Source organism: Microbacterium sp. NPDC090003, assembly GCF_044748385.1.
Lineage (GTDB): Bacteria > Actinomycetota > Actinomycetes > Actinomycetales > Microbacteriaceae > Microbacterium.
The window spans coordinates 1-18,970 of the sequence record NZ_JBIVFW010000002.1; the positions used below are offsets into that span (position 1 = coordinate 1).

Sequence of the window (18,970 nt, forward strand, 5' to 3'; positions counted from 1 at the left end):
TTACATTCCGAACCCGGAAGCTAAGCCTCACAGCGCCGATGGTACTGCAGGGGGGACCCTGTGGGAGAGTAGGACACCGCCGGACTTCTTTTAAGAAAAAGAGCCACCCAATGCTGGGTGGCTCTTTTTCGTTTTACGGGCGTGTACATGCGATCGCCTGCGCATGCTGAGTGCGCACACACGTTCAGTGTGCAAGCCGCGCCTCGAGAACAGAGGCGGTGCCGCGCACGGCATCCGCCAGGTGCGCCTCCGAGACGTCGTTGCCTGCCCAGGTGACGGCCACAGCCGCCACCGGCCAGCCGTTGTGATCGCGCACCACGGCTCCGACCGAGCGCAGCCCATCGGCCACCTCGCTGTCCTCGGTCGCGTACCCGCGCGAGCGTGCGTCGCGCAGCACCTCGCGGAGCTCCCGCGGTGTCCGCGGCCCGACGCCGGTGCGATCAGGGAAAGCGGAGGCGCTCGGATACAGTGCGCGCACCTGCTCGCGGGGGAGCGCGGCCAGCATCGCCCTCCCGCTCGCGGTGAGATGCGCGGGCAGTCGCACACCGACGTCGGTGACGAGCGCCGGCCGCCGCGGTGCGCGCTCCTCGACGATGTACAGCACGTCGCCACCGCTCATCACGGCGAGGTGCGCGCTCTCGCCCAGACGGTCGGAGAGGGACGCCACCAGCGGGCGCCCGAGCCGAGCGAGCGGCTGCTGCCGGGCGTAGCCGCCGGCGAGTTCGAACGCCGAAGTTCCCAAGCCCCACCGACGATCCTCACGCAGGTGCACCACGAAGCCGTGCAGCGCCAGGGTGCTGAGCAGGTGATAGACGGTCGACCGGGGCAGTGCGAGGTCCCGCGCGATCGCCGATGCGGCGACCGGCGCCGGCCGTCCGGCCAGGTAGCGGAGGATCCGCAGGGTGTGCTCGGCCGCGGGTACCTGCGCGGGAGAGTCGGCCACGGTCTCCGGATTGTCTGGTATCACAGACACAGGATGTCACGATCCGCTGCCGCGGGCGACCCCGCCGGTGTGGAATCGAGACATGAGTGAACTCGCCCCCGTGCTCGTCGGCGCCGCCCCACTGACTCCCGCCGATGTCGTCGCCGTCGCCCGCCACGGCGCTCCCGTCGTGATCGCCCCCGAGGCGCTCGCGCGCGTCGCCGAGACTCGCGCCGTGATCGACGGGTTGGCTGCGGACCCGCATCCGCACTACGGCGTCTCGACCGGGTTCGGCGCCCTCGCCACCACGTTCATCGCTCCCGACCGTCGTCTGCAGCTGCAGGCGAGCCTCATCCGCTCGCACGCGGCGGGAACGGGCGCCGAGGTCGAAGCCGAGGTCGTTCGCGGCCTGCAGCTGCTGCGACTGCAGACGCTCGCCTCGGGTCGCACCGGCGTGCGCCCCGTGGTCGTCGAGACCTACGCGGCGTTGCTCAACGCGGGCATCGTCCCGGTCGTGCGCGAGTACGGATCGCTCGGCTGCTCGGGTGATCTCGCCCCGCTCGCCCACATCGCGCTGGCGGCGATGGGGGAGGGAGACGTGCGCACCGCCGACGGCGCACTCGCCCCGGCATCCGAGGCTCTGGCGGCCGCCGGCATCGCGCCGGTGACCCTCGTCGAGAAGGAGGGCCTCGCTCTCATCAACGGTACCGACGGGATGCTCGGGATGCTGGTGCTGGCGCTCCACGATCTGGAAGCCCTGCTCCTGACCGCCGACATCGCCGCCGCCATGTCGATCGAGTCGCAGCTGGGGACCGACGCCGTCTTCGCCGCCGATCTCATGGCACTGCGTCCGCAGACGGGGCAGGGCGTCTCGGCCGCACACCTGCGTGCGTTCCTCGGTGACTCGCCCATCGTGCACAGCCACAAGGGCCCCGAGGACGGCCGGGTGCAGGACGCGTACTCGCTGCGGTGCTCGCCGCAGGTGCACGGAGCCGCGCGTGACACCGCAGGGTACGCGGCGACGATCGCCGGCCGTGAGCTCGCGAGCGTCATCGACAACCCGGTCATCACGGTCGACGGGCGGATCGAGTCGAACGGCAACTTCCACGGGGCGCCGGTCGCCGCCGTCCTCGACTTCCTCGCGATCTCGGTCGCCGACGTCGCCTCGGTGTCGGAGCGGCGCACCGACCGAGCACTCGATCCGGCGCGCAACCACGGCCTCCCGCCGTTCCTCGCCGATGAGGTCGGCGTCGACTCGGGCCTCATGATCGCGCAGTACGCCGCGGCCGGCATCGTCTCGGAGCTCAAGCGCCTCGCGGTACCGGCATCCGTCGACTCGATCCCCTCGTCGGCGATGCAGGAGGACCACGTCTCGATGGGGTGGGCGGCCGCGCGCAAGCTGCGCCGCGCCATCGACGGACTCGGCCGGGTGCTCGCGATCGAGATCCTCACCGGTGCCCGAGCCCTCGACCTGCGCGCCCCGCTGCAGGCGGGTCCTGCCACCGGGGCCGTGCGCGACCTCGTGCGCACGGTCGCCGGCGGCCCCGGCCCCGACCGATTCCTCTCCCCCGACATGGAGGCCGTGACCGCGCTCGTGCAGTCCGGCGCCGTCGCCCGCATCGCACAGGAGCACGCGAATGACTGATCAGAAGCCCACCCTCACCGACACGACGCGCACCGTTCACGCGGCGCGCGGCAACCAGCGCACGGCGAAGAGCTGGGGTGCCGAAGCCGCCAAGCGGATGCTGATGAACAACCTCGACCCCGAGGTGGCGGAGCACCCCGAGAGCCTGGTCGTCTACGGGGGTACGGGCCGCGCCGCCCGCAGCTGGGAGGCGTACGACGCGATCGTGCGCACCCTCGACGAGCTCGAGCCCGACGAGACGCTGCTCGTGCAGTCGGGCAAGCCCGTGGGGGTCTTCCGCACGCACGAATGGGCGCCGCGGGTGCTCATCGCCAACTCGAACCTCGTGGGCGACTGGGCGACCTGGCCGGAGTTCCGCCGACTCGAGGAACTGGGTCTGCTCATGTACGGCCAGATGACGGCCGGCTCGTGGATCTACATCGGCACGCAGGGCATCCTGCAGGGGACCTACGAGACCTTCGCCGCCGTGGCCCGCTCGCTCGGCCGCGACTCGCTGCGCGGCACACTCACCCTCACCGGGGGTGCCGGGGGCATGGGTGGCGCGCAGCCGCTCGCGGTGACCATGAACGACGGCGCGGTGCTGATCGTCGACGTCGACGAGTCGCGCCTCGCCCGTCGGGTCGAGCACGGGTACCTCGACGAGTACACGACCGATCTCGACGCCGCCGTGGCCCGCGTCCTCGCGGCGAAGGATGCCGGAGAGGCGCTCTCGGTGGGTGTCGTGGGGAACGCCGCAGAGGTGTTCCCCGAGTTGCACCGCCGTCGCGTGGCGATCGACATCGTGACCGATCAGACCAGCGCGCACGATCCGCTCGCGTATCTGCCCGTCGGCGTCGCGGTGTCGGAGTGGAAGGCCGAGGCCGAGCGCGATGCCGAGGAGTTCACGCGGCGCTCGCGGGAATCGATGGCGGCTCATGTCGCCGCGATGGTCGCGTTCCAGGACGCCGGTGCGGCGGTCTTCGACTACGGCAACTCGATCCGTCGCGAGGCGGAGCTCGGCGGCTTCGACCGCGCGTTCGCGTTCCCCGGCTTCGTGCCGGCATACATCCGCCCGCAGTTCGAAGAGGGGCGCGGCCCCTTCCGCTGGGCCGCGCTCTCGGGCGACCCCGAGGACATCGCCAAGACCGATCGTGCGATCGCCGAGCTGTTCCCCGACGACACCGCGCTGCACCGCTGGCTCGAGAAGGCCGGCGAGAAGGTGCACTTCGAGGGTCTGCCGGCCCGCATCTGCTGGCTCGGATACAAGGAGCGGCATCTCGCCGGGCTGCGGTTCAACGAGATGGTCGCCTCGGGCGAGCTTTCGGCTCCGATCGTGATCGGGCGCGACCACCTCGACGCAGGCTCGGTGGCCTCGCCCTACCGCGAGACCGAGGCGATGAAGGACGGCTCCGATGCGATCGCCGATTGGCCGCTGCTCAACGCGCTGCTGAACACTTCGTCGGGCGCCTCGTGGGTGTCGCTCCATCACGGCGGAGGAGTCGGCATCGGTCGCTCGCTCCACGCCGGTCAGGTGACGGTCGCCGACGGTACCGACCTCGCCGCGCAGAAGCTCGAGCGTGTGCTCACCAACGATCCGGGCACCGGTGTGATGCGGCATGTCGATGCGGGCTACGAACACGCCCGTGAGGTGGCGCGCGAGCGCGGCCTGAACATCCCGATGCTCTGAGCCGCGCTCCTCGAACCTGAAAGGCTGACGCCATGACGACGCTCCTCACGAACATTGGCGAGTTGACGACGAACGCTTCGGCGGCGGGCGCATCGACGGGCTCGGAGACCCGGGTGGGCACGCTGCACGATGCGGCAGTGCTCATCGACGGCGACCGCATCGCCTGGGTGGGGGCAGCGGCGGATGCTCCGTCCGCCGACGAGATCGTGGATGCCGCGGGGCGGGCGGTGATCCCCGGGTTCGTTGACAGTCACAGCCACCTGGTGTTCGGGGGTGACCGCGCGGTCGAGTTCGAGGAGCGGATGGCGGGACGCAGGTACGCGGCCGGTGGCATCCGCTCGACCGTCACGGCCACCCGCGCGGCGACCGACGACGAGCTGCGCGCGCGGGTGCGCGGGTTCCTCGACGAGATGCTCGCGCAGGGCACGACGACCGTCGAGATCAAGAGCGGCTACGGGCTGAGCGTCGCCGACGAGGAGCGTCTGGTACGTCTCGCCGCCGAGGTGACGCCCGAGGTGACCTTCCTCGGCGCGCACGTCGTGCCGGCCGAGTACGCCGACCGCGGTGACGAGTACGTCGACCTGGTGATCGGCCCCATGCTCGACGCCTGCGCCCCGCACGCGCGGTGGATCGACGTGTTCTGCGAGACCGGGGCCTTCACGGTCGCCCAGTCGCGGCGCGTGCTGGAGGCCGGGATCGCTCGCGGTCTGGCGCCCCGTGTGCACGCCAGTCAGCTCGGGGCGGGGGAGGGCGTCGCGCTCGCGGTCGAGCTGGGCGCGGCATCCGTCGACCACGGCACCTACCTCACTTCCGACGACGTCGCGCTGCTCGCGGCATCCGACACCGTGCTCACCCTGCTGCCGGGCGTCGAGTTCTCGACCCGCCAGCCGTACCCCGATGCGCGCCGCCTCATCGACGCCGGCGTCACGGTCGCGCTCGCGTGCGACACCAACCCCGGGTCGAGCTTCACGTCGTCGATGCCGTTCTGCATCGCCGTCGCCGTGCGCGACATGGGCATGACCCCGGCGGAAGCCGTGTGGGCCGCGACCGCCGGTGGAGCCCGGGCTCTGCGCCGCGACGACGTCGGGATCATCGCTCCGGGGGCGCGGGCGGATCTCGTGCTTCTCGACGCACCGACCCGCATCCACCTCGCTTACCGCCCCGGCGTGCCGCTCGTAGCGCGCGTGTGGAAGGACGGCGTCGCGGTCTGAGTCGTCGCTTCGGGCTTTCCGGCGGTCAGGCGGTCAGCCCCGCGAGGAGCCGGCGCAGTCCGTAGTCGAAGGCCTGGCCGACGTCGCCGCCGAGCCGGAACGCCCCGGACAGCTCCATCTGCAGGAAGCCCGTCGCCCAGGCGGTGAAGAGGCGCGCGGCGTCGAGAGCATCCGCCTCGCCGACGAGCGCGGCGGAGGCGCGCAGCACGGGCTCCGATGTGCGGTGCAGCGCTTCGACGGGAGCGGATGCCGTGAACATCAACCGGAAGCTCTCGGGATGCTCGTGGGCGAACGCGCGGTAGACCTCGGCGAGGTGTGTGAGGTCGCTGCGGGCGGTGTCCGCGTCGGCGGCGTCTGCACCCGCGGTGTGCAGACGCGAGCCGAGCTCGTCGATCGCCGCTTCGGCCACCGCTGTGAGCAGGGCATCGCGGTCGCGCACGCGCTTGTAGAGCGAGGGTGCACGCACGCCGACGCGGGAGGCGACCGCCTGCATCGTCAGGCTCGCCGGCCCGGACTCCTCGAGGATCACACGCCCGGCGGCGACGATGGCCTCGGTCGAGGTGCGTTCGGGTGCCGGCATGGGCCCTCCTTGATGGCTATTGACAATAGCCATCATAGCTACGTATCGTAGCCTTCGCAATCGTCCACCGATCGCACGCGTCCCGAAAGGACCCACCATGCCGCTCGCCCCGCACCTCCACCGTCTCGGCAACGACATCGTCGCCTCGTACCTGATCGACGCACCCGAGGGAATCACCCTGATCGATGCCGGACTCCCCGGCCACTGGCGCGATCTGCAGCGCACCCTCGCCGAGATCGGGCGCCCGCTCACCGACATCCGCGGCGTCGTGCTCACCCACGGCGACAGCGACCACATCGGCTTCGCCGAGCGACTGCGGCGCGAGGTCGGGGTGCCCGTGTTCATCCATGCCGCCGATGCGCACCGCGTACGCACGGGCGAGAAGCCGAAGACCGCGATGGGGCCGGCCCGGATCGGACCGATGCTCGGGTTCCTTGGCTACGGGCTGCGCAAGAACGCCTTCCGCACACGCCACGTCGCCGAGGTGCGCGAGGTCGGCGACGGCGACGTGCTCGACCTGCCCGGCTCGCCCGTCGTGATCGGGATGCCGGGGCACTCGCCCGGCAGTATCGCCGTGCACGTCCCCCTCGTCGAGGCCGTCTTCGTCGGCGACGCGCTCACCACCCGGCACGTGCTCACCGGGCGGGTCGGCGCGCAACCCGCCCCGTTCACGGATGAGCCGGGGGAGGCGCTCGCCTCCCTCGATCGGCTCGCCGGGGTGTCGGCATCCTGGGTGCTGCCCGGGCACGGAGCTCCCTGGCACGGGTCACCCACCGAGATCGCCGCGGCGGTGCGGGCATCCGCCTGACGGGGCCGCCGCCGCTCCGCGTGCGGGACTCAGCGCCCGGCGAGCACCGTCGCTGTATCGCTGATCGTGATCTGCGGCGGGTAGAGGCCCATCACCTGGATCGCCGCGGCGTGGTTCTCGGCGGTCGACCCCGCACAGGCGTCGGCCGCGACGGTGACGTGGGCCCCGGCATCCGCGGCGGCCAAGGCCGTCGAGATCACGCAGCAGTCCGTCGAGACACCGGCCAGCACGATGTGCGCTCCGCGCCCGACGGTCCGCTCGATCTCGGCGCCCCACTTGCCGAACGTGGGCAGGTCGAGCGTCGGCAGCGGCGACAGCGCGGAGGCTTCGGGGACGAGCGCGAACAACGGGTCGGTCGGCGGCTGATCGGCGAACGGCCACGCGGCGAAGTAGTCACCCCACGAAGTCGTGCGATCGGCCGTCGGCATCCATCGCGTCACGAGCACGCGCTCGCCGAAGGACTCCGCAAGAGCCCGGATGCGGGGCATCGCGTCGGCGAAGAACGGCGAACCCCAGGCGGAATCGGGTGCCGCGAAGATCGCCTGCGGATCGATCACGACCAGCCACGGTGCGGTGCCTGCACCGCCCTCGGGTTCCGATCCCGCCGACGTGATCACACCTGCTCCTGCCGGCGGATCCTGCCCGCACGCGCGACGTACGTCACGAGGAACGACAGCACGAGGGCGAAGAACACGCCGAGGTTCGCGTAGGCCCACTCGCCGTCCTTGCCGCCGATCAGGAACAGCAGATAACCCTGCCAGTTGTTCCACGGAGCGTCGTCGGCGAAGTTGTTGACGACGAGGCCCCAGCCGATGACGCTGGTGACGACCATCGTGCCGATCGAGGTCCAGTCCCAGGCCCCGTAGCGGCCGCGGGCATCGAACAGCGCCTGCTCGTCGTAGTCCTTCTTGCGGCGGAGGATGTCGGCGATGAGGATGCCCGCCCACGACGCGAGCGGAACACCGAGCGTGATCAGGAAGCTCTGGAACGGGCCGAGGAAGTCGGTCGCGAAGAACACGACGAAGATGGTGCCCGCGGTGAGGATCGCCCCGTCGATCGCGGCGGCCGAGGGGCGGGGGATGCGGATGCCGAGGCTGAGCAGCGTGAGGCCCGAGGAGTAGATGCCGAGCACCGCGCCCGAGACGAGGGCGAGCACGGCGGTGAGCAGGAAAGGCACGAGCACCCACAGCGGCAGAATGGTCGCGAGCGCGCCGATCGGGTCGGCCTGCACGGCGGTGAAGAGATCGTCGTTGGAGCCCGCGAGCAGCAGACCGAACACCACCAGGATCACGGGAGCGACCGAGCCGCCGATCGTGTTCCACGCGACGATCGCTCCGTCGGATGCCGTGCGCTTCTGATAGCGCGACCAGTCGGCGGCGATGTTGATCCAGCCGAGTCCGAAGCCGGTCATCACCATGACGAGGGCGCCGATCACCTGCCCGATGCCGCCGTCCGGGCGGGCGAGCACGGCTTCAAGGTCGATGCTCGGGACGGCCAGGATCACGTAGAGGATCGTCACCGCGCCGGTGAGCCAGGTGAGTACCGACTGCATCTTCATGATGGCGTGGTACCCGAGCACCGAGGCGCCCACGATGAGCGCCGCGACGATGACGGTCGCCGTGATCCTGAGAGCGATGCTGTCGCCGTCACCGCCGAGCTGCGTGATGACGGTGGCGGTGGCGAGCACGGCCATGATGGCGAGGAACGTCTCCCAGCCGATCGACGTCAGCCAGGACACGATGCCGGGCACCTTCTGCCCGTGCACCCCGAACGCCGCACGCGAGAGCACCATCGTCGGCGCCGATCCGCGCTTGCCGGCGATCGCGATGAGCCCGCAGAGCAGGAAGGAGACCACGATGCCCACGATCGAGACGATCGTCGCCTGCCAGAACGAGATGCCGAAGCCGAGCACGAACGATCCGTACGACATGCCGAAGACCGACACGTTCGCCGCGAACCACGGCCAGAACAGGTCGCGCGGCTTCGCGGTGCGCTCGGACTCGGGGATGATCTCGATGCCGGCGCGCTCGATGAGGCCGGGCGGATTCTGCGTCATCCCCTCATCCTGGCACCGGCCACGGACGGGCGGGCGAAAAAGACCTCAGGACCGGAAGAACGCCTCGGCGGTGCGGGCGAGATCGTGCAGGTCCGAGACGCCGGCGAGCTCGCGCGCGGAGTGCATCGACAGGATCGGGATGCCGACGTCGACCGTGCGGATGCCGAGCCGGGTCGCCGTGATCGGTCCGATCGTCGAGCCGCAGGGCACCCCGTTGTTCGACACGAACTCCTGCGTCGGCACACCGGCCCGCTCGCACCAGGCGTGCCAGGCGGCGGCGCCGACGGCATCCGTCGCGTAGCGCTGGTTGGCGTTCAACTTGAGGATCGGACCCGATCCGAGCACCGGCTGCACCACGGGGTCGTGCTTGCCGACGTAGTTGGGGTGCACCGAGTGACCGACATCGCTCGACAGGCACCACGACGACGCGAAGGCACGGCGACGCTCGGAGGCATCCGCCCCCAACCCGTCGGAGATGCGCCCCAGGATGTCTTCGAGGAAGGGGCCGGCGGCGCCGGAGCGCGAGTTCGACCCGAGCTCCTCGTGATCGAAGGCCGCGAGCACCGCGATCGGGGCGCCCGCCTCGGCCTCGTACGCGGCGAGGGCGACGACGCCCGCATGCACCGAGGCGAGGTCATCGAGGCGGCCCGAGGCGAAGAAGGCGTCGTCCTTGCCGAACACGGCGCCGCGCGCGGTGTCGGCGATCACGACGTCGTAGCCGCGGATATCGGCGGCGTCGACACCGGCGGATGCGGCGAGCTCGCCGAGCACGTCCGCCTCCGTCGGGTCGCCGAGGCCCCAGACCGGCTGCGTCTCGACCTGCTTATCGAGCGCGAGCCCGCTGTTCGCGGTGCGGTCGAGGTGGATGGCCAACTGCGGCAGGCGCAGCAGTGCGCCGGTGTCGGCGAGCACGACGCGGCCGCCGGTCAGCGCGAGCCGGCCCGCGAGACGCAGCTCGCGGTCGAGCCAGGAGTTGAGAAGCGGTCCGCCGTACACCTCGACGGCGGCCTGCAGCCAGCCGCGGGTGCCCGTCGTCGGCTGCGGCTTGAGCTTGAAGCCGGGGGAGTCCGTGTGCGCGCCGAAGACGTGCACGGGCGTGGTGGGCGCGGCATCCGTCGGTACCACCCACGCGATCGTCGCACCGTCGCGCACGACGACGAAGCGACCGCCGGGCTGGGCCGGCCAGGCGTCCTCCTCGTTGAGGCGCGTGAAACCCGCGCCCTCGAGGCGGTGGGCGACCTCGGTCGCGGCGTGATAGCTCGAGGGGGAGGCGGCGACGAAGTCGGCGAGGTCCTCGGCGTGGGCGAGGGCGACCGGAGTGACGGGCATGGAGGGCCTTCCTGCAGACGGGCGTCCTTCGAGCGTACCCGCGGATGGCGACGGGCCCGATCGTTCACCGCGGGGGAGTGAGGTGCGCGTCGAGAGCGCCGATCGTTCCGGGGCTCGCTGTGTCCCGTGCTCGCGCAGGCGGCTGGGTCCGTGAGCTTGTCGAAGGGCCCCGCCGCGTCCCGTACTGGGTCCCTGAGCCTGTCGAAGGGTCCCAGCCCCGTCCCGCGACTGGGTCCCTGAGCGTGTCGAAGGGTCCCGCCGCGTGTGCACTCGTTCTGCACCGGTGTGGTGTGGTTGCGAGTTCTCCACCGATCACGTCGATATGTTCGTTGGTCTGGGGTTTTCGCGTCTGAATGTCGGTGGCCCCTGGTGGACTGGGGTGCATGAACAGCACCGCCGAGCTTCTGGATCGGGTCGCCGCCGACCTGGCCGTGGTGCTGCGCGCGGATGTCGTGGCGGGGTTGTCGGATGCCGAGAAGATGCAGGTGTTGCGTGCCGCCGGGGAGGTCGCCCGGCGGGTCGATGCGGTGGTGGTGGAGACGGTCGGGTCGGTGGATCAGCGTCCGGCGGGGTCGGGGGAGCTGGCGTTCTGCGGGAGGTTCGGATGCCGGAGCATGAACGAGCTCGTCCAGCGGGTGCTGCGCACGGACGCGGCCGGCGCGGCACGGGTCGTGAAAGCCGGGAAGATCGTCCGGCGGGAGTTGGACTTCTCCTCGGGGGCGATGCTGCCCGCCCGCTGGCCGGCGTTGCGGGAGACGTTGCTGGCTGGCGCGGTCGGGGTCGCGGGGCTGCTGGCGGCGACCGGGCCGGTGGAGCAGGCCGGCGTCAGGATCGGTGCGGCGGATCGGTTGCGCGCCGATGCCGAGTTGGCGGAATACGCGCGCGGGCTCGTCGCCGTCGACGATGGATCTGACGCGGATGGCCATGTCGAAGCGGGACCACCCGCGACACCCGAGGACTTGAAGCTGTTGTCGCGGGTGATCGTGACCTACCTCGATCCCGACGGCGCAGAACCCGCCGAGGAGCGGGCGATGCGCGCCCGCGGGATCGTCCTCGGGCGGGTGAAGGACGGGGTGATCCCGATCCGTGGGTCGCTGCTGCCCGAGACGGCGGGGCAGTTGCAACGCATCTTCGACGCCTACCTCAACCCGAAAGTCGACGGACCACCGATCCCTGCGACCCCGCTCCCGGACGACGGGTTCGAGGACGGAGTGCGTTTCGTCCCTTCCGCCGACGACGCTGCGCTCGGTGCGGATGACCATGCGCTGAACAGCCAGACGCATAGCCTCCTCGCCGACGATGTCCTCCCGCCGGGCGACCCGGGCGGGATGGTCGATGACCGGTCCCGGGCGCAGAAGCAGCACGACGCTCTCGCCGCCGTCCTCGGCATCGCCGCCCGCCACGGTGACATGCCCACCCTCGGTGGTGCCGCCCCCACCCTCGTCGTGTCGGTGGCTGCGGAGGATTATGCGTCCGGGCGGGGGTGGGCGCACGTCGACGGGGTCGACGACGCCCCCGTTTCTCTCGCGACCGCCCGGCACACCGCGTGCGGGGGCAGTATCCAACGCGTCACCTGCGACCCGGGCGGGCGCATCATCGGGATCGACACCACCGACCGGATCTTCACCGCCCACCAACGCCGCGCGATCGCCCTCCGCGACACAGAATGCCTCATCCCCGGCTGCCACGTCCCCGCAACCTGGTGCGAGATCCACCACGTCACCGAACACGCGCGCGGCGGACCCACCAGCACCGACAACGGCGTCACCCTCTGCTGGCACCACCACCGCACCCTCGACACCAACGGCTGGACCATCCGCATGCACCACGGCGTCCCCCACGTCCGCGGACCCGCCTGGTGGGACCCCCACCAACGCTGGCGCACACCCCGACCCACCACACGCACCACCACACGCCACCCCACACCCGCCACCATCACCACACCCACCATCACCACACCCACCACCAGACGCCACGCCACCCCGGCGCGCCCACCACGACCACCGATCCGCGCATGAACACCGCTCGTCGGCCCCGGCGACTCCCCGAGATCAGCCGCGAGCATCACCCGCCCGTGACCGGTTGCGTGAGCGGTGCCATGAGCGATGATTCCCCAGAACCGCGCCGCGGGGATCGCGCAAGGCAGCACCTGCGCGGTCGACCGCGCGCCGAGGCGCGCGCCTCAGAAGCGGCGCGCGCAGCGGAGGCAGAACGCGCAGCAGAGGCAGAACCCGCAGCAGAGGCAGAACGCGCAGCAGAGGCAAGACACGCCTCAGAGGCAGCACGCGCCTCAGAGGCAGCACCAGCCTCGCTAGGGGCAGGACGAGTCTCAGTAGATGCTGATCACCAGGTGACGCTCGGCATCGGCGGCCTGCTGGTGCACGCGCCGCAGTTCGGCGAAGGCATCCGTCAGCTCGGCCCGCAACTGCGCAGGGTCGTCGGTCCAGATGTTCGGGTAGACGCGCGCCGAGGTGAACGCGGCGAAGTCGACCGTCGCGAGCGCCTCGTCGAGATCGACCGCGTCGAGGGCTTCGATGATCGGCTCGAGCTCGTCGTTCTCCGTGCAGCCGACGAAGTCGTCACCGCCGAACGCGTGCACTCCCACGACGGCTTCGCTCAGCGGATCGTCCTCGCGCGGCGCGGATGCCGACACCCCCGTGAGCAGGAAGTGCAGACCATCCCACATCTTGTCGACGTAGACGGTCGTCGCGCCGGCCTCTTCGAGTTCCTCGAGCGTCGACAGCAGCACTTCGGGCGACAGCGACACCAGCCGATCGAGCGTGCCCTCATCGATCAGCGTGTATGCAGCCCTCATGCCCATCCGAACCCTCCCCGTTCGTCGCGGTACCGCTCCCAGCCTAGAGCGCACACGAGAAGCACCGAGCCACCCGGCGAATCCGAACCGGATGGGAGGTGAACAGCCTCTGAACACTCGCGGGTGCGCCCGAATGCGTCGTTCTCGTCCTGGAAGAGTCGGAGAAGACTCGGGGAACGAGATCGCGCAGCTGACACGGGGAGCGACATGGGAACGATGCTGACCCGCCCGCCCGGGCACCGGCGCGACGTGACGCTGCGACCGGCGGCCACCGCGATGGTATTCGTCGGCGAGGGGCAGCCCCACGAGACGATCGCCGTACCGGGCGTCGCCCTCGCCGACGGGGATGTGCTGGTCGCGGTCGAGCTGTCGACCATCTGCGGATCCGACGTGCACACGGTGCAGGGGCATCGACCAGCCCCGGTGCCGCTGGTGCTCGGACACGAGAGCGTCGGCCGGGTGATCGCGCTCGGCGACACCGGGGCGACCGCGACCGACGGTGCGCCGCTGCGCATCGGCGACCGCGTGGTGTGGTCGATCACCGTGTCGTGCGCGAGCTGCGACCGGTGCCTGTGCGGCCTGCCGCAGAAGTGCCGCACGCTCGGCACGTACGGCCGCGACCGCATCGGCGTGCACGGCGAGCTGACCGGAGCCTTCGGCAGTCACATGCAGTTGCGCGCGGGAACCACGATCGTGCGCGTTCCCGAGACGCTCCCCGCATCCGTCCTGGCGCCCGCGTCATGCGCGACAGCCACCGCCTGGGCCGCCGTCGCCCGCGCGGCCCGGCATCGCGATCTCGACGGCGCGCGGGTGCGCGTCCACGGTGCCGGCCTCGTGGGGCTGTCGGCCGCGGCCATCGCCGCCGAGCAGGGTGCGCGCGTCGAGGTGCTCGACCCGAACGATGAGCGCCGCGCCCGTGCCCGGGAGTGGCTCGCACCGAGGGGAACGCGTTCCCGGAGCGAGCGCAGCGAGACGCGGGACTCCGCGCCCTTCGATGCCGCAGGGACCCCGGAACCCGACATCGTGATCGAGGCATCCGGCCATGCCGTCGGTGAGGCGCTCGACGGGGTGGCCGTCGGCGGGATCGTCGTGCTCGTCGGCAGTGTCTTTCCCGCCGACCGCGTGCCGCTCGACGCCGAGAGCGTCGTGCGGCGCCTCGTCACGGTCGCGGGTGTGCACAACTACACGGGGAGCGATCTCGCCGAGGCGGTGGCGTTCCTCGCGGGGCGCGGACGCGCCTACCCTTTCGCGGATGCCGTGGGCGCCGTGCGGCCTCTGAGCGACCTCGACGGGGCGCTCGCCGAAGCATCCGTCCCGGGAGCGCCCCTGCGCATCGGACTGCTCCCGGGACGGTGATCGAGGCGGGAGAGACGGAGCGAGGGCACAGAGCCGGTGCTTCGGCCGAGCGCCGAACGCCGAGCGGATTCTCCGCGCGCGACGGGGCGGAGAGCGGTCAGGAACCCGCGCGGCGAGGGCCCGCAGCGTGCACGCCCTCGATCCGCACCGCGAGAAGACGCACGGCTTGGGAAACCGTCGACTCCAGAACTTCTGTGGGATCGCCGGACAGCATCAGGGCACGGTGACCGACACCATCGGCGGATGCCCAGCCGAGGAACACGGTTCCCGCAGGGTGCCCGTTGTCGTCCGGCCCCGGCCCGCCCACGCCCGTCGTCGCTACGCAGAGATCGGCATCGAAGAGCTTCCGTGCGCCCTCGGCCATCTGCTCCGCGACCTCGGCAGAGCACGGATCCAGCCCGGGGGTGACCCCGAGAACCCGCTCTTTCTCCGCGGACTGGTAGGCGACCGCTCCGCCACCGAACCAGCGTCCGGCATCGTCACCCCCGCCGACTGCGCTCGCCAGTCGCCCCGACGTCAGCGACTCGGCCACGCAGATGCGCAGCCCACGCTCGAGCGCCGTGCGACTCAGGTGCCGGAGGTCGTCGGACGCGTCGGCACCGTTGCTCACCGCGCGTCGTCCTCCGCGGAGTCGGCCGGACCCGGCGTGCCCTCTGCGGGTCCGTCGGGAGCCGCAGCCTCGTCGGGGCCCGCCGCCGCCTCGTCGTGCGCGTAGTCGGGCCGCGGCGGCTGCAGCGGCTGGTCGTCGAACTCTCCGCCCTTGCGGCCGCCGAAGGGCCGGCCATGATCGGCGAACTCCTCGCGGTGGTAGACGAACGTCCACGGGCCGGCGGTGAACCGCGCGCCCGTTCGCAGGGTCTCGGTGCTCGGGGCGGAGTGGGTGCCGTCGGCGTTGTCGCTCGCGTTGCGCTCGCCCTCACCGTGCAGTTCGAGCACGTACTCGTCGCGCTCGTCGTGGGTGATCGTGGCGTGCACGGGGTCGGTGTCGGCGAGACGCAACTCGTTGCCCGCCGCAGAGCCGATGCGCACGACGTCGACGTCGAGGAGGAACTCGGTGCGCTCGTCGTCTCGCGAGATGCGCAGCTTCGGTTCGCCTGCGCCCCACTCGGCGTGGGTCGTGGTGGGGGTGTAGCCCTCGGTGCCTGGATCGGTCATCCGTCATCGCCTCCTCAGCAGGTTGGATCTCGACTCTAGGGTCGGGCGCGGCGCCGTCGCAGGGGCTTGACTTCGCCTCGCCGGGGTGTTCATGTGACGACGGGTTCCACGCGGGAAACGATGAGGGCATACGCTTACTCGTATGGGGTGATCCCGACGGCCGGGTCGGAGAACCGAAGCATCGCACCAAGGAGCACCTGATGGGCAAGTTCGTCTACGAAGGCGGAGTCAAGACCGAGATCGAGGATCGGGCGCTCACGCACCTGCAACTCGTCATCACCGCCAAGCTGCGCCGGGGCGAGCCGTTCCCGTTCAGCTGGCGCGAGGACGCGAGTGTCGGCGGCGGCCGCACGACCGTGTGGATCCAGCCGGCGAGCTCGCTGGTCTTCAAGTACTTCGGCAGTCGACAGCCGTCGATCAACCGCGCGTGGATCGAGGCACTCGCTTTCACGGCCAACGCCCCGAGCGGACTGTACCTCGTTCCCGAGCCGGCCGAGAACGGTGAAGCGCCGGCGACGACCGAGATCCCGCCCGCACCGCAGAGCTGAGGGCTCCGGTCGGAGCATCCGCCTGTCAACCCCCTGGAGACGGGCCCGGGCTGACGGCATCGTCGGTATCTCGCGCACACAGACTTCTGCGCACCGAGACCGACGATACGGAACCCAGGTGACGAGATGACCGATTTCCCGACCGATCCCCGACACGCCCACCGCGAGGAGGGTTTCCCGGCGCAGCAGCAGGACCAGCCGGGCCTCACCGGATTGACGCTGCCCACCCCCGATCACGGGGAGGCGAGCTATGTCGGCCACGGCCGACTCGACGGCCGGCGCGCCCTGATCACCGGCGGTGATTCGGGCATCGGTCGCGCGGCGGCGATCGCGTTCGCTCGAGAGGGCGCCGATGTCGCGATCGCGCATCTTCCGGAGGAGCAGGCGGATGCCGATGACACGGTGCGCCTGATCCGCGACGCCGGACGCACGGGCGTGAGCCTCGCCGGAGACCTCCGCGACGACGACTTCGCCACCGCGATCGTGTCGCACACCCGCGAGGCTCTGGGCGGTCTCGACGTGCTCGTCCTCAACGCCGCCTACCAGCACGACATCGACGGATTCGAGAACCTCGACCCCGCCCGCATGCGCCGGGTGTTCGAGACGAACCTGGAGGGGACGCTGCTGACCGCCCGCGCCGCCTTCCCCGACCTCGAGCCCGGGGCGAGCATCATCGTCACGACCTCGGTCCAGGCGTACAACCCCTCGCCCGGGCTCGTCGACTACGCCATGACGAAGGCCGCGCAGGTCGCGTTCGTGCAGGCGCTCGCCGAGGAGGCCGGACCCCGGGGCATCCGGGTGAACGCGGTCGCGCCGGGGCCGATCTGGACACCGCTGATCCCCGCCACCGGCTGGGACGAGGAGCGCCTCGCGAGCTTCGGCCAGGACACCCCGCTCGGTCGCGCCGGCCAGCCGGCGGAGCTCGCGGGGGCGTACGTGTACCTCGCATCCGCGGAGTCGTCGTACACCTCGGGCATCGTGCTGCCCGTCACCGGGGGCAAGCACCTCTGACGGGGGCGCCGGGGCGGCGGAGCTACGCTGGAGGGGTGCAGAAATCCGCGTCGTCCCGGACCCTGACGGGCGTCGCCCTCGTCATCGGTTCCTGCCTCTCGCTGCCCTTCGGGGCGGCCGTCGCGGCACAGCTCTTCCCGGTGCTCGGCCCCTGGGGAGTGACGTCGCTGCGTGTGGCGATCGCCGCCCTGCTGCTGCTCGTCATCGTGCGCCCGCGCACCCGGCGCTGGACGCGACAGCAGTGGGCCGCGGCGCTGCTGTTCGGGCTCTCGCTGGCCGCGATGAACGGCTTCTTCTACGCCGCGATCGATCGCATCCCCCTCGGGCCCGCCGTCGCGATCGAGTTCCTCGGACCCCTCGTGCTGGCGGCGGTGCTCACCCGCCGGCTGCCGGACGCCGTCTGGGTCGGGGTCGCGGTGATCGGCATGGGGCTGCTCCTCGTCGACGGCGTCGTGGGCGCCGAACCGCTCGATCCGCTCGGCGTGGTGTTCATCCTCATCGCCGCCGCATTCTGGGCGATGTACATCCGCACCAGCGCGAAGGTCGGGGCGGTGATCCCGGGCAGTGGCGGGCTCGCGGTGGGACTCGTCGTCGCCGCGGTGCTGCTGCTCCCGGTCGGCATCCCGACCGCGACCGTCGTCGCCGCCGACCCGCAGCTCCTGCTGCTCGCGGGGATCACCGCCGTGCTGTCGTCGGTGATCCCCTACAGCTTCGAACTCGCGGCGCTGCGCCGTCTGCCGCAGCGTGTGTTCGGCGTGCTGCTGAGCCTGGAGCCCGCCTTCGCGACGCTCGCGGGGTGGCTCATCCTCGGTCAGGACGCCTCGCCGCTGCGCCTCCTCGCGATCGCCCTCGTCGTCGCCGCGAGCATCGGGACGACCCTCGGCATCCGGCGGGCCCGGCGGCGGGCGGACGATACCGAGTCCGCCGCCGATCCCGCCGCCGATCCCGCGACCGGGCCAGCGCCCGATCGCGGGAGCGGCCCCGAGACCGGGGTGTTCACCGCTCCGATACCGCTGCCCGACTGACCGGCGCCGCGGCGCCCGTCGCGGCCAGCGGGTAACGACGACGCAGCAGCATCCGCTGCACGAGCGTCCACACCACGGTGACCGTCAGATAGAGGGCTGCGGCGAGCGGCACGAACACCGCGAACACAGCCGTCAGGTAGTGGAGCGAGCCGAACACCCGCTGCATCGCGGGGGAGTTCATCGCCGCGCCCATCGACGATTCGTCATCGACCGGGGCGGGTCGGAACACGCGGCGCGTGACCTCCGCCGTCGCGATGATCACGAGCAGCAACGCCCCGAACACGATGAAGGTGGCCGGGGTCGCCGTGCCGCCGAACACGGCGGAGACGAGGCTCGTTCCCAGCGGCGCCCCCCACAGGTCGTGCGAGAGCAGCTCGTTCGGATGCCCGGCGATCTCCGGGCGGATGAACAGCGTGTACAGGATGCCGACGACCGGTGCCTGCGCGAGCACCGGGAGCATGCCCGCAAACGGGGAGGTCTTCTCGTCGCGGTAGAGCGCGAGCATCTCCTTCTGCAGCCGTTCGGGATTCTTCTTGTGGCGGCGCTGCAGTTCGCGCAGCTTCGGGGCCAATCGCGAGCGCGTCTGCTCGGCTTTGGCGGTCGAGAACCCGACCAGGATGAGCAGGGAACGCACGAGCAGGGTGACGAGCACGACGGCCAGCGCGGCGGCGGATGCCCCGGCGAGAGGTTCGAGCAGGGTGGAGAGCCCGGCGAGGGCGCCGTAGGCGGCGTCGAGAAGGGCGGCGAGGGGCGGGAAGGCGAAGAGGTCCATCGGAGTGTCCGTTCATGAGGTCGGGAGGGGTCGGCGAAAGCCGCGTGGTCCCTCCCGTTCTCGGGCGGAGG

Annotated in this window: 18 protein-coding genes and 1 rRNA gene; 10 read left to right on the forward strand and 9 right to left on the reverse strand. The window is 71.2% G+C overall.

All coding sequences use genetic code 11. The features are described from left to right. Positions 1 to 85: ribosomal RNA gene (gene rrf / locus ACIPVN_RS12840) — 5S ribosomal RNA — on the forward strand; the annotation flags it as partial. 99 nt (positions 86 to 184) lie between these two features. Here the strand turns inward: rrf and ACIPVN_RS12845 are convergent. Beyond that, positions 185 to 943 (reverse strand): IclR family transcriptional regulator, encoded by a 759-nt coding sequence (locus ACIPVN_RS12845; RefSeq protein ID WP_400443398.1) that lies wholly within the window; start codon positions 941 to 943, stop codon positions 185 to 187. 82 nt (positions 944 to 1,025) lie between these two features. On the opposite strand from ACIPVN_RS12845, the gene hutH reads away from it, so the two are divergent. The 3 genes from hutH to hutI are packed head-to-tail and all read left to right on the forward strand — an operon-like array spanning position 1,026 to position 5,444. After that, positions 1,026 to 2,567 (forward strand): histidine ammonia-lyase, encoded by a 1,542-nt coding sequence (gene hutH, locus ACIPVN_RS12850; protein ID WP_400443399.1) that lies wholly within the window; start codon positions 1,026 to 1,028, stop codon positions 2,565 to 2,567. Further along, positions 2,560 to 4,233, forward strand: coding sequence for a urocanate hydratase (gene hutU, locus ACIPVN_RS12855; protein WP_400443401.1), 1,674 nt, complete (start codon positions 2,560 to 2,562; stop codon positions 4,231 to 4,233). Before hutH ends, hutU begins: the two co-directional genes overlap by 8 nt. Before the next feature lie 32 nt (positions 4,234 to 4,265). Then, a complete protein-coding gene (hutI, locus tag ACIPVN_RS12860) occupies positions 4,266 to 5,444 on the forward strand; it encodes an imidazolonepropionase (RefSeq protein ID WP_400443402.1) in 1,179 nt (392 codons plus the stop codon). Positions 5,445 to 5,469: 25 nt separating this feature from the next. Here hutI and ACIPVN_RS12865 read toward each other — a convergent pair whose 3' ends face one another. Continuing rightward, positions 5,470 to 6,024, reverse strand: a complete 555-nt coding sequence (locus ACIPVN_RS12865; RefSeq protein ID WP_400443403.1) for a TetR/AcrR family transcriptional regulator — start codon at positions 6,022 to 6,024, stop codon at positions 5,470 to 5,472. A gap of 97 nt (positions 6,025 to 6,121) precedes the next feature. On the opposite strand from ACIPVN_RS12865, the gene ACIPVN_RS12870 reads away from it, so the two are divergent. Beyond that, positions 6,122 to 6,832, forward strand: a complete 711-nt coding sequence (locus ACIPVN_RS12870; protein ID WP_400443405.1) for an MBL fold metallo-hydrolase — start codon at positions 6,122 to 6,124, stop codon at positions 6,830 to 6,832. 29 nt (positions 6,833 to 6,861) lie between these two features. Here ACIPVN_RS12870 and ACIPVN_RS12875 read toward each other — a convergent pair whose 3' ends face one another. From ACIPVN_RS12875 to ACIPVN_RS12885, 3 genes are read right to left on the reverse strand one after another with little or no spacing between them, the layout of a single operon-like run. Then, on the reverse strand, positions 6,862 to 7,449 hold the full coding sequence (locus tag ACIPVN_RS12875) for a cysteine hydrolase family protein (RefSeq protein WP_400443407.1): 588 nt from the start codon (positions 7,447 to 7,449) through the stop codon (positions 6,862 to 6,864). Further along, positions 7,446 to 8,888 carry a purine-cytosine permease family protein gene (locus tag ACIPVN_RS12880; RefSeq protein WP_400443408.1) on the reverse strand — a complete coding sequence of 481 codons (1,443 nt, stop codon included), beginning with the start codon at positions 8,886 to 8,888 and terminating at the stop codon, positions 7,446 to 7,448. Before ACIPVN_RS12880 ends, ACIPVN_RS12875 begins: the two co-directional genes overlap by 4 nt. Positions 8,889 to 8,933: 45 nt before the next feature. Then, the gene (locus ACIPVN_RS12885) at positions 8,934 to 10,217 is read right to left on the reverse strand and encodes a M18 family aminopeptidase (protein WP_400443410.1); all 1,284 of its coding nucleotides are present in this window, start codon (positions 10,215 to 10,217) and stop codon (positions 8,934 to 8,936) included. A 383-nt stretch (positions 10,218 to 10,600) separates the two neighbouring features. Here ACIPVN_RS12885 and ACIPVN_RS12890 point away from each other — a divergent pair, with 383 nt between their 5' ends. Beyond that, positions 10,601 to 12,235, forward strand: coding sequence for a DUF222 domain-containing protein (locus tag ACIPVN_RS12890; RefSeq protein ID WP_400443412.1), 1,635 nt, complete (start codon positions 10,601 to 10,603; stop codon positions 12,233 to 12,235). 311 nt (positions 12,236 to 12,546) lie between these two features. Here the strand turns inward: ACIPVN_RS12890 and ACIPVN_RS12895 are convergent, their stop codons facing one another. After that, positions 12,547 to 13,032: a YfbM family protein gene (locus tag ACIPVN_RS12895; RefSeq protein ID WP_400443414.1), complete on the reverse strand. Its 486-nt coding sequence runs from the start codon at positions 13,030 to 13,032 to the stop codon at positions 12,547 to 12,549. A gap of 207 nt (positions 13,033 to 13,239) precedes the next feature. Here ACIPVN_RS12895 and ACIPVN_RS12900 point away from each other — a divergent pair, with 207 nt between their 5' ends. Beyond that, positions 13,240 to 14,388 carry an alcohol dehydrogenase catalytic domain-containing protein gene (locus tag ACIPVN_RS12900; protein WP_400443416.1) on the forward strand — a complete coding sequence of 383 codons (1,149 nt, stop codon included), beginning with the start codon at positions 13,240 to 13,242 and terminating at the stop codon, positions 14,386 to 14,388. 97 nt (positions 14,389 to 14,485) lie between these two features. Here ACIPVN_RS12900 and ACIPVN_RS12905 read toward each other — a convergent pair whose 3' ends face one another. After that, positions 14,486 to 14,998, reverse strand: a complete 513-nt coding sequence (locus ACIPVN_RS12905; RefSeq protein WP_400443417.1) for a CinA family protein — start codon at positions 14,996 to 14,998, stop codon at positions 14,486 to 14,488. Beyond that, positions 14,995 to 15,543, reverse strand: a complete 549-nt coding sequence (locus ACIPVN_RS12910; protein ID WP_400443419.1) for an FHA domain-containing protein — start codon at positions 15,541 to 15,543, stop codon at positions 14,995 to 14,997. The genes ACIPVN_RS12905 and ACIPVN_RS12910 overlap by 4 nt, the downstream gene beginning before the upstream one ends. Positions 15,544 to 15,743: 200 nt before the next feature. On the opposite strand from ACIPVN_RS12910, the gene ACIPVN_RS12915 reads away from it, so the two are divergent. From ACIPVN_RS12915 to ACIPVN_RS12925, 3 genes are all read left to right on the forward strand, one after another. Then, the gene (locus tag ACIPVN_RS12915; protein ID WP_400443421.1) at positions 15,744 to 16,091 is read left to right on the forward strand and encodes an ATP-dependent DNA ligase; all 348 of its coding nucleotides are present in this window, start codon (positions 15,744 to 15,746) and stop codon (positions 16,089 to 16,091) included. A 126-nt stretch (positions 16,092 to 16,217) separates the two neighbouring features. Then, positions 16,218 to 17,102: an SDR family oxidoreductase gene (locus tag ACIPVN_RS12920; protein WP_400443423.1), complete on the forward strand. Its 885-nt coding sequence runs from the start codon at positions 16,218 to 16,220 to the stop codon at positions 17,100 to 17,102. A gap of 35 nt (positions 17,103 to 17,137) precedes the next feature. Further along, a complete protein-coding gene (locus ACIPVN_RS12925; protein WP_400443425.1) occupies positions 17,138 to 18,127 on the forward strand; it encodes an EamA family transporter in 990 nt (329 codons plus the stop codon). Here ACIPVN_RS12925 and ACIPVN_RS12930 read toward each other — a convergent pair. Then, positions 18,099 to 18,899 carry a YidC/Oxa1 family membrane protein insertase gene (locus ACIPVN_RS12930; protein WP_400443427.1) on the reverse strand — a complete coding sequence of 267 codons (801 nt, stop codon included), beginning with the start codon at positions 18,897 to 18,899 and terminating at the stop codon, positions 18,099 to 18,101. The genes ACIPVN_RS12925 and ACIPVN_RS12930 overlap by 29 nt on opposite strands. Positions 18,900 to 18,970 lie beyond the last annotated feature (71 nt).